Origin of the sequence: Phormidesmis priestleyi ULC007 (assembly GCF_001895925.1) — a bacterium.
In the GTDB taxonomy this organism is placed as follows: domain Bacteria; phylum Cyanobacteriota; class Cyanobacteriia; order Leptolyngbyales; family Leptolyngbyaceae; genus Phormidesmis_A; species Phormidesmis_A priestleyi_A.
The window spans coordinates 59,731-75,107 of the sequence record NZ_MPPI01000023.1 but is presented as its reverse complement, the minus strand read 5'-3'; the positions used below and the strand labels follow the sequence as shown (position 1 = coordinate 75,107).

Here is a 15,377-nt window from a genome sequence, read left to right as displayed (position 1 = left end):
CATAACCATTCCTATCATGGGTGGGAAGTTTAGAGCTTATTCACCTGTCCAGTTTTTGGGTTCCACCTCAGTTGTCCGAGTTGGGACTAGACCCGTCAAAATTTCCCTCGGCTAAGCATTTTGCCTCTTGGTTAGGGCTGTGTCCCGGCAGTCGCATCACGGGCGGCAAGCGCAAAAGTTCGCAGACTCGCCAAGTCGCCAATCGAGTTGCAACGGCGCTGCGGATGGCAGCGCAAACCCTGGTGCGGTCGCATTCTGCCTTGGGCGCATTTTACCGGCGGATGCAAGCGAAACTCGGCGCACCCAAAGCGATTACAGCAACGGCTCACAAACTCGCTCGCATCTTCTATCACCTGTGGACTTCAGGTGGTGCGTTTGTCGATCCGGGCATGGAAACTTACGAGCAGCAGTATCAGGAACGAATGGTCAAAAACCTCAAGAAAAAGGCGATGGCGCTTGGATTTGACCTCGTTGCTAAACCTGCTCTCCCGGAGTGTGTTTCTTAGGAGTTAGCCTTGACTCCTTTGGGCAATGCCTGAGGGCCTTGCTGAATCCACAACACTCGTTTTGCGTGGATCTGAGCTGGGTCATCTGTTAGCAGTAGCGCATCTTGATCACCATCGCACACAGTCAGACCCGCTAAAAAAGCCAGATTCTCGCAAAGGCAGCGCCAAACGTTTCGACTAACCCATCGGTGACGTGATTGGCAATCTTGGCGTTGCTGAATAGAAGTATGAATCTGTCTATCGAGGCTGAATCCTTTCGCCCCCTAAATCTCCCAAGTTTGGGGGACTTTAAGATTCCGGTTCCCCTCAAACTTGGGGGGCTGGGGGGGCAATTCATATCACCGTTCAGCAACGCCGCAATCTTTTCTGGCGAAAGACATCCTGAGAACCGTTGAGCAATCTCGTTCCCTCGCTGTAGGCCAAATAGTCGGGTTGGATCGAGCAGTTCACCAAGTTCAGCGATCGAGTCAAGCATCTAAATCAGCCGAGTCTCCAACCCCATTCAGACGCAGATTGACCTCCGACGATGGATCTCAAACTACGAAAACCTCGGATTGATTTTGGGTTCATCTCACCATTCATAAGTAAAATTAATAGTATTTCTACCTATCTAGTTGATTTAATCGACAAATTCGACTAACTTTGGGCGTGAAATTGTCTTAAGATTGTCGTAACAATTAATTTGTTTAACATCCACTCGCTGACCCCAACCACCCAGGAGGACTATCTATGGCGCTTGTACCTTTGCGGCTGCTGCTTGACCACGCGGCTGAACACGGTTATGGCATCCCGGCTTACAACGTCAATAACATGGAGCAGATCCAGGCAATCATGAAGGCTGCCCATGAAACGGATAGCCCCGTGATTTTGCAAGCTTCTCGCGGTGCGCGTAACTATGCGGGCGAAAACTTTTTGCGTCACTTGATCTTGGCGGCGATCGAGACCTATCCCGAAATTCCGATCGTGATGCACCAAGATCACGGCAACGCGCCTTCAACCTGCTATTCAGCGATGAAAAACAACTTCAGTAGCGTCATGATGGACGGCTCGCTCGAAGCTGATGCCAAGACTCCTGCAAGTTTTGAATATAACGTCAATACCACCCGCGAAGTCGTGAAAGTCGCTCACGCGATCGGGGTCAGTGTCGAAGGTGAACTCGGTTGCCTCGGCTCACTCGAAACGGGCAAAGGCGAAGCAGAAGACGGTCACGGTTTTGAGGGTGCCCTCTCCCACGATCAGCTTCTAACCGACCCTGACGAAGCCGTTGAGTTTGTTGAGCAAACCCAGGTTGACGCTTTGGCAGTGGCGATCGGCACCAGCCACGGAGCTTATAAGTTCACTCGCAAACCGACGGGCGAAGTGTTGGCGATCAGCCGCATCGAAGAAATTCACCGTCGTTTGCCCAACACTCACTTAGTGATGCACGGGTCGTCTTCCGTTCCTGAAGATTTGATCGCGCTGATCAACAAAAATGGGGGGGCGATTCCTGAAACCTATGGAGTGCCTGTCGAAGAGATTCAAAAGGGCATCAAGAGCGGTGTTCGTAAAATCAACATCGACACTGACTGCCGTTTAGCGATTACCGCAGCCGTTCGTGAAGCGCTGTTCTCTAACCCTAAAGAGTTTGATCCCCGCTTCTTCCTCAAGCCTTCGATCAAGTACATGCAGAAAGTTTGTAGCGATCGCTACCAGCAGTTTAGTGCAGCAGGTAATGCTAGCAAGATCAAGCAAGTGAGTCTTGAAGACTATGCTGCGAAGTATGCGAAGGGCGAACTGACCGCAGTGACTAAGAAGACGGTTGGCGTTTAAGCCTGAGTCCTTGAGTTAGTTGAGAAGCTGGGCGGTTGCAAAACTGCCCAGTTTTTTTGGGGTTAACTTCTGATCGGCTCTTCTAGCTTTTTGGCAACTCCTTATACCGATTTAATTGAACTTCCGTTTAACGGCTGCTCAGCCGTGAACGAGTTAATCAGGCTTACAGTTGAATTGACCCTACCCCAAATTGGGGGATTGAGGGGGCAGAAGCTGCTGACAGCGCAGCGAAAAAACTCGTCGAGCTGACGTTAATTTACGATCCTTACTTGATTTGATTCAACAAGTTTAAAGTAGTAAGCTACAAACTCAAACTCATCAGTGGGATTATTAAAATATTCAAGGTGATCGCTTCGGAATTCTTCCGCCGACATATCAGTTTCACCCCGCCAAAGTCTTTCTGGTATGTTATCCCACGTACATAACTCTAAGCAAACGATTCGTATTTTGCATGCTGGCGTTCTATCTAGTTTGTAAACACTGTAGTACTCACCAACCACCAATGCGTGATTGTAATCATCTTCATCGTCGAGTTGATTTAGCCACACGCAGCTTGCTGTTTTGCGACCTTGAACAATCTGATCAACTAGATGATCAGAAACAAATTGAATTCGTTTTTCTTGCATTCTCAAAACTTCTTCACTTTGAGACTATATTGTGAACGGAAATTGACAAAACAGGTTTAACGATTCCCCAGCCCTCTCGTGGGACAGGACTCTAGGCTGTACGGGCAAGATGCCCATGCGCCAATTCACTCAGGATTGCTATAGATAACCTAGCGATCGAACTTCTGATTAGAGCGGCAAGACTCACTGCTAGTATGAATTAGTTTTCTGATTTTTCTTAACCCAACATCCATGAGCAATAGTCCAGCAATTGCGGAAGTTTCTAGCTTGATTTCTCCCAGTCCGACCCCGATCGCTGATCCTCAACCACCCGTCAAGCTAGGAGTGATGGCATCGGGCAGTGGCAGCAATTTTGAGGCGATTGCTCAGGCGATCGCCGATCGTCAACTCAATGCCCAGGTTGAACTGCTGATCTACAACAATCCGGGGGCAAAAGTGGTCGAGCGAACGGCGCGGTGGGGCGTTCCTTCAGCCCTGTTTAATCATCGCGAGTTTGAGAATCGAGAAGACCTCGATCGCGCGATCGTGCAAGCCCTCCAACAAGCAGGGGTTGAGTGGGTAATTATGGCGGGTTGGATGCGAATCGTCACCCCTATATTGATTTGCGCCTTTGAAAATCGGATTTTGAATATTCACCCCAGTTTGCTGCCTAGCTTCAAAGGAAATCGAGCTGTCGAGCAAGCGTTAGAAGCAGGGGTGAAAATTACGGGCTGCACGGTGCATCTCGTCGTGCCTGAAGTCGATAGCGGCACCATCATCATGCAAGCAGCGGTGCCTGTGTTGCCCGATGACACGGTTGAAACGCTGCAAAATCGGATTCATCTTCAAGAGCATCAGATTTATCCTCCAGCGATCGGGTTTGCGTCTCAAGCTTTCAGAAAAAAGCTGGACAGTGAATTGCCCAATCTACATCGAAAGTAGGGATCTATGAGTAACGAATTTTGGCTTGTTTAGATCGATCGAGATCTGGCTTAAGATCATTTTCGTTGACCCAAAGCGTTTTGTGTCCGTCAGAAATTCGACAAAGATAAAATGTCTGATCATGAACCACCTGCTCGACCTTGATAATATTCCAACCCTGACTGCCGTGATAGCAGACCCGATCGCCGACTTTAAACAGGCAAGTCTGCTGTTGAGACGTGAACACCAAAATCGCATCTAGCGATCGCCCCAAGCTGACGGCTGCTCGTTGCAACCAGGGAGTGGTTGAATCTGCTAAAACCGCTAAAAGCAACGTCCCGATTACCATAACAGGAAGCGCTTGATAATATAATGCAAGCTGATCGCCGACGGCAAGATTAATCGTTCGATCAATGACAAAGTTATGAATTAAAAAATAACTGTAGCTATGAAGCCCTAACCAAACCATGATCGATTGAAGTCGAAACCTTTCAGCAAGGGCGCGAAAGATCACCATGCAGCAGAGTGAAAGTCCGATCGCGACGAAGAAGTCAGCAAAGATCCAGCCAAACCGATAAAACTGACCGATGAATCCAAGACTGTAGATGGGGATTCCGACTAATAAAGCTTTAGAAGGCTTCCAGTAAATTGCACCTTTACGCTGTAGGTAAGATTGTGCAACCACCATTCCTAACACAAAAGTACTCAGTTTTGCGATGAACGGAAGAAAGGGTTGCCAATCGGTAGGAGTATTGAAAACAACATAAGTGGGATGTCCACCAAAGACATAAACTGCAAATGCTCGGTAGATTAGAGTGATTAAGATGCTAACAATCAACGAGTTGCGCGCGCCCCAACGCTGTAGAAGATTCCACAACAATGGGAAGATAAACGCAAAGCTGAGAATGAGTGGAACAAACCACCACGGCCCGCTCGTGGGCATGAGCACACTTCCCCCATAGTCAAACAAAAGCGGAAAGGTCAGCCCTCCGAAGGTGTGCCAAGCATCGGGTGCATAGCTGTTAGTAATTTTACCGATCGCCCACAGCACCGGATACGCTAACCATGCCACCGTCCAAAACGGTAAGAGAATTCGCAGCGATCGTCGTCTGAGAAAGCTTTTGACTTCTAAGGGTTTTCCCTTCAGTGATAACACTAAGCTGAAGCCGCTAATCAAGACAAAAACATCTACAAACTGAAAGCCAAACCAGATCAGAACACTAGAGATTTGGGTAAAAGCTCCTGACCCAAGCTGACTTGCGGCACTTAAAATTTGATGCCCATTGCTCAATAACCCAGTCGGCTGAGGCGTGTAGATATACTTCGTAAAAAGTAGCTGAGAGTGATAAAGCAACAGCATTATGGCTGCAAAAATACGAATTCCTTCTAGCCATGCTAAACGCTGCACTCTTAGCTCTTTAAAATCACTCATTCTCAAATATTCTCTCAACCGATGTCGCATTTGTGAGTCTGGTTTCTGCTCAAAATCCAGACTTTTTATATAGATCCGTTTTACCGAGGCGCAACCCTCAAAGCCTATTGATACTTCTCAGAGAGAAGCTTTCAGCCTTACGCTTTAAAAGAGCCAACCCTTAAAATCTAAACGAATCGAGACTCTACCATATACGCCGCTTAGTTTGAGTGGCAGGCGGATCTATAAAAATCTATCTAAGTATTTATAGCTACCAGGAAACTATGTCTTGAGGCATCTCTCGTGAGATATGAACTTTTGAGCGCGCAGGAAGAATTAAGTGAAGAATTTCTTTAATCGATCGTGCCATTAAACACCTCTTTAGGTAGGTCAACCCATCTCGGTTGAGCTGCATAATGAGGATTCAATGAAACTACGGGTATTGAAGATTAACAAGCCAGTAGAATATCCCCAATTTCACCGTGTAGATTCGATCTTGAATCCGATTTAATCTGTACATCACTTTCTGGGTTGCTCTCATGTCTCCTCAGCTAACTCGCCAAGATCTGCGTCTTTTAGAGAAATATCGAATTCAGCGTCTGCGCCAACTGTTTTCAAAAACGCTGGGTCTCTGCTTAATCAAGCTAGACTGCAACGACACGCTACGAGTTCACTGCCCCGAACCTTGGCTGGTCGATCGGATGATTGCTGATTCCGATCGGCTCCTCAACTCGACTCGATTAATGTTGGGTGCGCGCTATATTTCTCTCTATTATGCTGGCGAAGAAGTGTATAAAGTAGAGACTTGTCAGGTTAAATCAGTATCGGCTTAAGTGGTGAACAGTCGATTTTATCTCACCTAACCCGATCTCCTTTTCACGCTTGCAGCACCGATTAGGATAGTAATCAAACCCTCAATCTGCGGTGTATGACCTTTAACCCTGCCTCCGTCCCGGTTGCGTTGACGATCGCTGGCTCAGATAGCGGTGGCGGAGCCGGAATTCAGGCAGATTTACGTACCTTTGCTTTTCATCGAGTTCATGGAACGAGCGCTTTGACTTGTATCACCGCGCAAAACACGCTGGGCGTAACTCGCGTCGATGCGCTACCTGCCGAGGCGGTGGTGGCTCAAATGCAGGCAGTCGTGCAAGACATCGGTGTGCAGGCGGCAAAAACTGGAATGCTGCTTAACCAAGAGATTATCGCCGCCGTTGCCGAACAGATCAAACGGCTGAACATTCCAAATCTGGTGGTTGACCCCGTGATGGTGTCTCGCACAGGAGCGCAACTGATTGACGATGACGCGATCGCGACGCTGCGATCGCAGTTAATTCCCCAAGCGGCAGTGTTAACGCCCAATCGCTACGAGGCACAGATTTTAAGTGGTTTAGAAATTGATACGCTAGAAGCTATGCAAGCAGCAGCACAGCGCATTTATCAGCTCGGAGCCAAGGCTGTCTTAGTCAAAGGCGGCGGCATGAAGGGCGACTTGAGAGGCGTTGATGTCTGGTTTGATGGCAAACAGTTAAAAACGCTAACCACCGAGCAGGTCGATACTCAAAACACTCACGGGACAGGTTGCACCTTGTCAGCCGCGATCGCTGCAAATCTGACGCTGGGTCACGATCTCTTCTCTGCAACGTGCCTCGCTAAAGATTATGTCACTAGTGCGCTTTGCAATGCTCTCAACATTGGTCAGGGTCAAGGCCCGATCGGACACTTTTTCCCACTTCTAACTTGAGATAAGAATGGTGAAAGTCATGATGCAAACCAGTTTTCTATCTGTAGGGCTTGAAAGTTGGCAAAGTCAGAAACGTTATTGGTAACAAGAATCAAATTGTTGACGTGGGCAATCGCGGCAATTTGTCCATCTTGAAAAGCTGGAGTTTGACCCATTGCTACAAGTCGAGCACGTTCAATGGCGTGCCATTTTGCAGCTTCAGCGCCGTAGGGCAAAATCGGGAAAATAGGTTCAGACAGAATGTTGGTATCAATCAGATAAATGCTCATAGGTTAATGTCTCGTCCGGGGGAACGATCGCGCACGTCGCCCCAAATCTCATCAGGGTCGATCTCAATGCCTTCTGCTTGCATTTCGGCGCGGAGTCGTTCAACACCTTCCCAAAATCCCATCCTTGGGGCAGATTGGCATCGCTCAATCTCGTGTTCGATCGCTTGAATCAGAAAGTTTTGCAGATCTTCGGGGCTGCCTGCGATCGCCTGTGCCTGCGCTAAAAGTCCGATGGGAAGTTGAAGGGTAATGGGTTGAGTGTTCATGGTTGATCTGTTTATATCTATTTAAAGGGGTAAGTTGCTTGGTCGGAAGAGATGTGCCAACGAGTTTTAATTTTTACAAGATCTGCGATCGCAAACCTTGTCAATCGTTCTTAAAGTTCTGCAAAAATAAACTGATTGAATTCAAAGAGTTAATGAAGCTTGACAATTGGAGCGCGCGCTTTTCTCCGTGTAATTGCTAGGATGCCACAACAGATCTCAAAACTTCTGTCAGGCTCAACTTAGACTGATCTCTAAGCAGCCAGTGCTTGGGGGTGTGCGATCGCCCATTATCCAACTGAGGCTGGGTGATATAATCCCTCCAGCAATTTAGACTGTCTCTAACCCTTATCTAGTTAAGAGGAGAATTCCTTGTCACGACGATATTTTTTTACATCAGAGTCGGTTACAGAAGGGCATCCCGACAAGATTTGTGATCAAATCTCCGACACAATTCTCGATGCCTTATTAGCACAAGATCCCAAAAGCCGCGTGGCTGCTGAAGTAGTTGTCAACACTGGGTTGGTTCTCATTACAGGTGAGATTACCTCCAAAGCACAAGTTAACTTCATCGATTTAGCGCGCCAAAAGATCGCCGAAATCGGGTATACGGGCGCTGAAAATGGCTTTTCTGCCAACAGTTGCGCGGTGCTGATTGCGATCGACGAGCAATCACCTGACATTGCTCAAGGGGTCAACACGGCCCACGAATCTCGTGAAGAATCGAGTCAAGAAGCGCTCGATGCGATCGGGGCAGGCGATCAAGGAATCATGTTTGGCTTTGCCTGCAATGAAACGCCTGAGTTAATGCCTTTACCGATCAGTCTGGCTCACCGCATCTCGCGCAAGCTAGCAATCGTCCGCAAGACGGGTCAACTGTCTTATTTGCGTCCTGATGGCAAGACCCAAGTCACCGTTCTTTATGAGAACGATCGTCCGGTTGGCATCGACACGATTTTGATTTCGACCCAGCACACCGCCACGATCGGAGACATCACCGATGATGCTGCGATTTTGGCAAGAATCAAAGAAGACCTTTGGGCGCTGGTCGTTGAGCCAACGTTTGAAGATGTCGAGATCAAGCCTGATGCAAACACCCGCTTTTTGGTTAACCCCACGGGCAAATTTGTGATCGGCGGGCCTCAAGGTGACTCTGGTTTGACAGGGCGTAAGATCATCGTAGACACCTACGGCGGTTATTCGCGGCACGGGGGCGGCGCATTTTCTGGCAAAGACCCCACAAAGGTCGATCGCAGTGCGGCTTATGCGTGTCGCTATGTGGCGAAGAATATTGTCGCTGCTGGGTTAGCCGATAAGTGCGAAGTGCAGTTAAGCTATGCGATCGGGGTAGCTCGCCCGGTGAGCATCATGATCGAAACCTTTGGCACGGGCAAGGTTGCCGATAGTCAGCTTCTGGAGTTGGTCAATCAGCACTTCGAGTTGCGTCCGGCGGGCATTATTCAGGAGTTCAACCTGAGAGGCTTGCCCGGAGAGCGTGGCGGTCGCTTTTATCAAGACGTGGCAGCTTATGGTCACTTCGGCCGCACCGATCTTGAGCTTCCCTGGGAGCAAATCGATAAGGTGGCAGTGCTTAAAGAGGCATTAGCTCAACCTGCTGCGGCACGAGCCTAAGTTCCCATACCCATTTGATTTGCGAATGTGACAGATCTGCGTAGGGGCATGGCATGCTGTGCCCCGTCAGCTCGAACGATCAATCGCAATTGTTTCCAAAATTGGGATTCGTTTGACCCCTGAGAAGAGATATCCTCTCAGGGGTTTTTGTTTATTTTTTAGAGATGGCTTCAAAGGGTTCCGTTCCTAGAGGGCTGGGTAGCCAACCGTCGATCGTCCTACGAGAAACGAGTAAGGGTTTAGAATGCGCGATCGGCAATCGCACGACTTCTCGATGCAAAATCTGATCGACTTCGGCATAGAGTTTTGAACGCGCCGATTGGTCTGCGGTAAGTCTGGCCTGATCAAGCAATTGCAAAACCCGATCGTTCTTCCAGCTACCAATATCTTTAGTGCCACCTGCCCCAAAGTGAGGATAGTAAAACGTGTCTGGGTCGCCATAGTCACCCGTCCAGCCCATCATAAAAGATTGATAGCCGGGAGGTTTGATGCGATCGGCGATATAAGCCGTCCAGTCTTTTGTTTTGAGGGAGACGCGAATGCCGACAGCGTTTAAATCTGCGGCAAAGGCTTCTGCGATCGGCTTCGGAGTCGGAAAGTAGGGACGAGAAACGGGCATATACCACAAGTCCATCGCAAAGCCGTTGGGGTAGCCTGCCTGAGTCAGCAGTTCTTTAGCTTTTTGCGGGTTGTAATCGTAATCTTTTAAGTCAGGAGACTGCGCCCAAGAGAGCGTAGACGGGATGAAGTGAGGCGTGCTTTCTGCCAAGTCTCCCCAAAAGGCTTTGACGATCGCGGGTCGATTAATCGCATGGGCGATCGCTTGCCGAACTCGCACATCCGACAAGGGTTTATAAGTAGGATTAAGTGCCAGATAGCCAACATTAAATGAAGGACGAAAGATGGCTGTGAGATTAGTGTCTCGATCGATTTCTGCTTTTTGGTCGGGGGCAAGATCCACTGTGAAATCAAGCTGTCCGGCCCGAAGCTGCGCTAGTCTTGCTGCTGGATCGGTGATAAACCGCATCACCAGTTGATTGCTTTTGGGAAATCCAGCCTTCCAGTAATTAGGATTCTTTTCGAGAACGATACGATCGCCCGATCGCCATTCTTTAAACATAAACGCTCCGGTTCCCACGGCTCCGGCGGCTGGCTTTCCATAACTTGCAGCAGATTTTTTAATCGCGGTCGGGCTGGCGATGCCAAAATAACCGGACGCGATCGTGCTGGGAAATGCCGCAAACGGCTGCTTCAAAACAAACTGAATCGTGAATTTATCAGTCACAACCAAATTCTGAAGCAGTGAATTAGGTTCACCTTTAGAACCACCAAAAATCTGTTCCCAAATCTCGTAAGTCTTGCCCGCGTTGCGATAGCCAAAGGGATTGTTTTTATCCCACCAGCGATCGACGTTAAACTTGACAGCTTCCGCATCAAATTCAGTTCCATCATGAAACTTAACGCCTTGACGTAATTTAAATGTCCAGATTTTGCCATCGGGTGAAGCCGTCCACGCAGTCGCCAAACCGGGCTGTAATTCTGTGGTTCCCGGCTTGAATTCGATCAGGCGGTTGTAAATTTGATTGTGAACGACGATCGAGTTTCCGTCTGTGATATTGCCCGATTCTAGATTGACAGGCTGTCCCCCAGAGCCGTAGATCAATACACCTGATTGAGCCGTCCCACCCGGATTATTAGGGCTGCTGCAATTTGAAACAATGAGAGCGATCGTCACCAGCGCTGCTAAAAATCCAGGTTGCCAAGCGTGTTTGAATTGATTTCGGACTTGTCTCAAAAGTTTTTTCACCGCGTTCGATTCCTCATTGCCGCTCATTGCTACTAGCGTTTATCAATCTATTAAGGATTGTGGATTAAATAGTATCGGTTACTTGCAACGCCAATGGGCACGGCAGTGCCATGCTACCGGATTCTGGCTTTATTTAATTCACGATCCTAAACTAACGTCAGCTCGATGAGTTCTTTCGCTTCGTTCTTCAGCGCTTCAGCCCCCTAAATCCCCTAATTCTGGGGGACTTCAAGCCCAGAATTCAGGTTCAAAGTCCCCCAATTTTGGGGGATTTAGGGGGCAACCCGGATTTGCAACCGCAGCGAAAAGCTTCATCGAATTCACGTTAAATTAACCAATCTGCGCGACCTTTTGATTCACGCGAGGTTTACCAAACCGTTCCCAAGCACTGCCACCGCGCAAAAACAACTCCATCCAGCGAATCTCGCCAGCTTCAGCCGACCAGCCAGAACTGCCGGGAGCAAACGCCAAAGTGCCTTCAGGAACGCGAAAACTCCCATCCGAGTAAATCGCATCGCTCACCACATCGCCAATCCGAATCACGACCTTGGCTTCTGGCTCTAACTTCAGTGTGTGAGCCGGAATTGTGGTTTTGATGTTGCCATAGCCATCGACCCAGGCAACCCGATCGTTAGGCACATCCAAAATTTGCTCTGGGTTGAGGGCCTCGCCTAGCAAGCTGAGATCTCCATTCGCGATCGCAGCCGCAGCCGGGGGGAAAACATCACGCGATCGAAACTGCGAGCCGCCTCTCGAAACATTCACAACTTGTAACTGAGCGTGATGCTTAATAAACGAAAGTGTGAATCCAGCATTTACGCCAACCACTTTTACGCCGTTGTTTAACAGCGCGTAAGTTAATCCTTCACCTTCGTTGTTTTGTCGGGCTTCGGGGTCGTCTTGACGCGGGGCGCAGTTGTGATAAATCAATCGCTCTGCCGGACCCGGATTCAAACCCAGTTGCGCGATCCAAAAGCCCGTTGCCAACGTGCTAAATGGGGGAACTGAGAGCAGATTGATTTGCGCTTGAGGAATGCCGATCGACAGGCGTTGAGTCACTTCTGAAAAGGCAGGATCGCCCGTTCCATAATCTGCAATCAGGCTAATATACATACTTAATTTTTTACAAAGTCACCATCAGGATTTTATCGTTGACCGCTGATTTGTGAACTGCCAGATCTGTCCTCACCCTAGCCCTCTCCCGCAGGAGCTACGGTGTATGCATGAGTCCTTTCGCTTCGTTAAGAGCGGCTTTTGCCCCCTAAATCCCCCAAAATTGGGGGACTTTGAAACTGAACGTTTTGGGTCAAAGTCCCCCAGAATGGGGGATTTAGGGGGCAAACCCCCAGCAATCTGAACTTAAATCACTTTGTGCATACACGGTAGCCGCAGGAGAGGGGAGCTAACAATCTTGTTCCCTCTCCTTGGGGAGAGGGCGACTTCAGCAACATCACAACCCCTTAGACACGTTAAAATCAGGGTCGAAAGCTTCGGAGAACAACCGTCTTGCCTACACTCGGAGTCAACATCGACCATATTGCCACCATTCGGCAAGCCCGACGCACGGTAGAACCTGATCCCGTCGCGGCGGCTGTCTTAGCAGAACTTGCCGGGGCCGATGGCATCACCGTTCATCTGCGCGAAGATCGGCGACACATTCAAGATCGCGATGTGCAACTATTGCGGCAAACCGTGCGATCGCATTTAAATCTAGAAATGGCAGCGACTGATGAAATGGTGGCGATCGCCCTCACCATCAAACCCGATTATGTGACGCTCGTGCCCGAAAAGCGCGAAGAAGTCACCACCGAAGGCGGCTTAGATATCGCCGGACAGCTAGACCGCATGAAATTTGTGGTCAGTCAACTTCAGGACGCACAGATTCCGGTTAGTTTGTTTATTGATGCCGATCGTCATCAAATCGATGCCTCTGCTGCAACGGGTGCTAAATTTATCGAACTGCACACCGGACAGTATGCCGAGGCTCACACCGAAGACAGCCGCGCCAAAGAGTTGCAAATCTTAGCAGAAGGATGTGAACACGCGATCGCCTCTAGGCTGCGGGTCAACGCCGGACACGGACTTACTTATTGGAACGCTTATCCGATCGCATGTCTCACAGGCATGGAAGAATTGAATATTGGACATACAATCATCAGCCGGGCTGCCTTAGTGGGGTTAGAACGTGCCGTCCGAGAAATGAAACAAGTGATTCAAGGGAAAGTGTGATGACGACTTATTACTACGTTTTAGCCAGCCAGAAATTTCTGACCGAAGACGAACCGATCGACGAAATTTTTAAAGAACGGACTCGCAACTATCAGGAAAACGAAAAAGAAATCGATTTCTGGCTCGTCAAACAGCCTGCATTTCTCGAAGCGCCGGAATTAGCGGCGATCAAAGTCCAATGTCCTCAACCTGCGGCGGCGATCGTGTCAACCAATAAACAATTTATTACCTGGCTAAAGCTGAGGCTAGAATATGTGATCACAGGTGAGTTCCAGGTTTCAGAAACGATTCCTCAGCCGTTGGCTTCTCTGGCTGCCGTTTCGTGATAATTGACGAACTTCCTGATCCGACCTAGTTTTTCGCAGCTAAAAAATCTATGTACCCGACGATCGTGCGCTCTGATTGGCTTAGATTGAAGGCACTCCCCGCGATCGTCGGGCTGTTGGTGGCGATTCCACACGCGCTTGCTTTGCAGTTCCCATCGGGAGCGATCGCCCAAGCCAATCCGCAGTGTCAGCCCCCCAACTCTGGCGAATATTTGCTGTTGGTGGTGAGCAAAACGCCAGACGTTCAAGACAAGTTACGCAAAGTGTTGCCCACCAGCGCCAGCACCACAGTTTGTCGCTATTTAGATGATGTGGTGACTCGCGTCAGTGGGTTTAACACCGTAGAAACTGCCAGTTCTTGGGCGCAATATCTGACTGAAACTGTGGGACTGCAAGCGTTTGTGGCACGACCTGCGATCGGAAATGCGTCTCAAAGTCCTGCTAGAATTGCGAATCCCCCCTCAGCAGGGGTCACAAATCCTTCTAATTCCTCGAAATATAATCCTCAGCCGCTCGGCGCAGGCTACGCAGTTTTGGTGAGCTATTTTAACAAGCCAGAGTTAGCCACTCAGCTACAGCAGGCCCTTAAAAAAGACGTGGGATTAGTGTCATACGGGCAGCGTCCTTATCTGTTAGCCGTACATACCCCTGATCAAAAGGCAGCAAATTCTATGTTGCAGAGTTTGAGCGATCGCGGTTTCTCTGTCATGGTCGTAGACAGTCGCCGCGTCACTCTGCTGAAGTCTAGCGTCCAGATTTCTCCATCTGCGGTCGGAGAACGATAGGCGATCGATTCAATATCAAAATGTAAGGAGGGTAAATGATAGTGAGCAACGATGCCCAGAAAGATTAGAGAACTCAAGAAAATTCTGAGACGAGCTGGGTTTGACTACAGACAGGCAAAAGGGAGCCACACGGTTTGGTTTCACCCCGATTGGGATGGGCGCATTGTTATTGCCCGAAAGGATGGCGACGATAGCCCAGACTATTTGGAGCAACAGGTCAAAGATGCCTTATCAGAGCTAGAGAAACCGCAGGAGGGAAACGAATGAGCGCACAGTATGGCATGGTGATTCAGTGGTCTGAGGTTGATCAATGCTTTGTGGTGATACTGCCCGATTTTGCCGATGTGGTGAAGCAACCTTGCACCGATGGCAAAACCTATCAGGAGGCGGTAACGCACGGTCAAGAAGTGATTGAGTCACTGATTGAGATGTTTCAGGATGAAGGCAAGTCTCTGCCAGAGCCGAAAGTTTTTCAAGCTGCGTAGAGGCTCGTGGAGATAGCGAACAGTTCATCGGACATCAAAGGGCACCTGATTGAAGTGCCCAGCATCACGGGCAAGCGAACAACTACGCTGCGAAGAACCCGTTCGTCAACCCTTGACCGCGCCCTACTGACCAAATACAAATTCTGCGCCAAATGAGATAGCGATGCCTAAAATCGACCCAACAATGACTTGAACGGGCGTATGTCCTAGTAGTTCTTTGAGACGATCTTCAGCAAATTGATGCTCTCCCTGGAAGAACTCATCAATGATTTGATTCAAAATTCGAGCTTGCTTTCCGGCAGCTTGACGAACGCCTGCTGCGTCATACATTACAACAATGGCGACGATCGTGGCGATCGCAAACTCACTGCTGGCCCATCCTGAAGTTTGTCCCACGCCAGCCGCCAGCGCGGTCACTAGCGCAGAGTGAGAACTCGGCATGCCACCGCTTTCGACAACAACGCGAAAATTTAACTTGTGATTTTTAATCAGTTCAACAATGAGCTTAGTTGCTTGAGTCAATAAACAAGCAAAAATCGCAACTAGCAGCACTCTGTTATTCAATAAATCGCCAAAGTCCTGCATGGT

18 protein-coding genes are annotated in these 15,377 nt (G+C 49.0%); 11 read left to right on the top strand and 7 right to left on the bottom strand.

Annotated features, from left to right (window positions below; translation table 11 throughout):
- Window positions 1–80: 80 nt before the first annotated feature.
- Together BRW63_RS17930 and fba are read left to right on the top strand one after the other, a co-directional pair.
- Complete coding sequence (locus BRW63_RS17930; protein WP_262983549.1) at window positions 81–506, top strand: transposase; 426 nt, start codon at window positions 81–83, stop codon at window positions 504–506.
- 729 nt (window positions 507–1,235) lie between these two features.
- Complete coding sequence (gene fba / locus BRW63_RS17920) at window positions 1,236–2,315, top strand: class II fructose-bisphosphate aldolase (RefSeq protein ID WP_073073585.1); 1,080 nt, start codon at window positions 1,236–1,238, stop codon at window positions 2,313–2,315.
- Between the two features lie 251 nt (window positions 2,316–2,566).
- Here fba and BRW63_RS17915 read toward each other — a convergent pair whose 3' ends face one another.
- Window positions 2,567–2,941 carry an ASCH domain-containing protein gene (locus tag BRW63_RS17915; RefSeq protein ID WP_073073584.1) on the bottom strand — a complete coding sequence of 125 codons (375 nt, stop codon included), beginning with the start codon at window positions 2,939–2,941 and terminating at the stop codon, window positions 2,567–2,569.
- A 231-nt stretch (window positions 2,942–3,172) separates the two neighbouring features.
- Between BRW63_RS17915 and purN the strand changes: the two genes are divergently transcribed.
- Window positions 3,173–3,862, top strand: a complete 690-nt coding sequence (gene purN, locus BRW63_RS17910; protein WP_073073582.1) for a phosphoribosylglycinamide formyltransferase — start codon at window positions 3,173–3,175, stop codon at window positions 3,860–3,862.
- A gap of 4 nt (window positions 3,863–3,866) precedes the next feature.
- On the opposite strand, the gene BRW63_RS17905 is transcribed toward purN, so the two are convergent.
- Complete coding sequence (locus tag BRW63_RS17905; protein ID WP_073073580.1) at window positions 3,867–5,273, bottom strand: acyltransferase family protein; 1,407 nt, start codon at window positions 5,271–5,273, stop codon at window positions 3,867–3,869.
- Window positions 5,274–5,791: 518 nt separating this feature from the next.
- Between BRW63_RS17905 and BRW63_RS17900 the strand changes: the two genes are divergently transcribed.
- Both BRW63_RS17900 and thiD read left to right on the top strand, forming a co-directional pair.
- The gene (locus BRW63_RS17900; RefSeq protein ID WP_073073579.1) at window positions 5,792–6,085 is read left to right on the top strand and encodes a hypothetical protein; all 294 of its coding nucleotides are present in this window, start codon (window positions 5,792–5,794) and stop codon (window positions 6,083–6,085) included.
- Window positions 6,086–6,180: 95 nt separating this feature from the next.
- Window positions 6,181–6,993: a bifunctional hydroxymethylpyrimidine kinase/phosphomethylpyrimidine kinase gene (gene thiD, locus BRW63_RS17895; RefSeq protein ID WP_073073577.1), complete on the top strand. Its 813-nt coding sequence runs from the start codon at window positions 6,181–6,183 to the stop codon at window positions 6,991–6,993.
- A gap of 17 nt (window positions 6,994–7,010) precedes the next feature.
- Here thiD and BRW63_RS17890 read toward each other — a convergent pair whose 3' ends face one another.
- Window positions 7,011–7,262, bottom strand: a complete 252-nt coding sequence (locus BRW63_RS17890; RefSeq protein ID WP_073073575.1) for a PIN domain-containing protein — start codon at window positions 7,260–7,262, stop codon at window positions 7,011–7,013.
- Entirely contained in the window at window positions 7,259–7,528 is a 270-nt protein-coding gene (locus BRW63_RS17885) for a hypothetical protein (protein WP_073073571.1), read from the bottom strand. The genes BRW63_RS17890 and BRW63_RS17885 overlap by 4 nt, the downstream gene beginning before the upstream one ends.
- A 369-nt stretch (window positions 7,529–7,897) precedes the next feature.
- Here BRW63_RS17885 and metK point away from each other — a divergent pair, with 369 nt between their 5' ends.
- Complete coding sequence (gene metK / locus BRW63_RS17880; protein WP_073073569.1) at window positions 7,898–9,157, top strand: methionine adenosyltransferase; 1,260 nt, start codon at window positions 7,898–7,900, stop codon at window positions 9,155–9,157.
- 151 nt (window positions 9,158–9,308) lie between these two features.
- On the opposite strand, the gene BRW63_RS17875 is transcribed toward metK, so the two are convergent.
- Both BRW63_RS17875 and BRW63_RS17870 read right to left on the bottom strand, forming a co-directional pair.
- Window positions 9,309–10,964, bottom strand: a complete 1,656-nt coding sequence (locus BRW63_RS17875; RefSeq protein WP_223257421.1) for an ABC transporter substrate-binding protein — start codon at window positions 10,962–10,964, stop codon at window positions 9,309–9,311.
- A gap of 330 nt (window positions 10,965–11,294) precedes the next feature.
- On the bottom strand, window positions 11,295–12,077 hold the full coding sequence (locus BRW63_RS17870) for an SAM hydrolase/SAM-dependent halogenase family protein (RefSeq protein ID WP_073073567.1): 783 nt from the start codon (window positions 12,075–12,077) through the stop codon (window positions 11,295–11,297).
- 393 nt (window positions 12,078–12,470) lie between these two features.
- On the opposite strand from BRW63_RS17870, the gene BRW63_RS17865 reads away from it, so the two are divergent.
- From BRW63_RS17865 to BRW63_RS17845, 5 genes are read left to right on the top strand one after another with little or no spacing between them, the layout of a single operon-like run.
- Entirely contained in the window at window positions 12,471–13,193 is a 723-nt protein-coding gene (locus BRW63_RS17865; protein WP_073073565.1) for a pyridoxine 5'-phosphate synthase, read from the top strand.
- On the top strand, window positions 13,193–13,519 hold the full coding sequence (locus BRW63_RS17860; protein ID WP_073073562.1) for an MgPME-cyclase complex family protein: 327 nt from the start codon (window positions 13,193–13,195) through the stop codon (window positions 13,517–13,519). The genes BRW63_RS17865 and BRW63_RS17860 overlap by 1 nt, the downstream gene beginning before the upstream one ends.
- Before the next feature lie 50 nt (window positions 13,520–13,569).
- Complete coding sequence (locus BRW63_RS17855; protein WP_073073560.1) at window positions 13,570–14,304, top strand: hypothetical protein; 735 nt, start codon at window positions 13,570–13,572, stop codon at window positions 14,302–14,304.
- A gap of 51 nt (window positions 14,305–14,355) precedes the next feature.
- Window positions 14,356–14,571, top strand: coding sequence for a type II toxin-antitoxin system HicA family toxin (locus BRW63_RS17850; protein WP_073073558.1), 216 nt, complete (start codon window positions 14,356–14,358; stop codon window positions 14,569–14,571).
- Window positions 14,568–14,789: a type II toxin-antitoxin system HicB family antitoxin gene (locus tag BRW63_RS17845; protein WP_073073556.1), complete on the top strand. Its 222-nt coding sequence runs from the start codon at window positions 14,568–14,570 to the stop codon at window positions 14,787–14,789. The genes BRW63_RS17850 and BRW63_RS17845 overlap by 4 nt, the downstream gene beginning before the upstream one ends.
- A gap of 123 nt (window positions 14,790–14,912) precedes the next feature.
- On the opposite strand, the gene BRW63_RS17840 is transcribed toward BRW63_RS17845, so the two are convergent.
- Window positions 14,913–15,374 (bottom strand): divergent PAP2 family protein, encoded by a 462-nt coding sequence (locus BRW63_RS17840; RefSeq protein WP_073073554.1) that lies wholly within the window; start codon window positions 15,372–15,374, stop codon window positions 14,913–14,915.
- Window positions 15,375–15,377 lie beyond the last annotated feature (3 nt).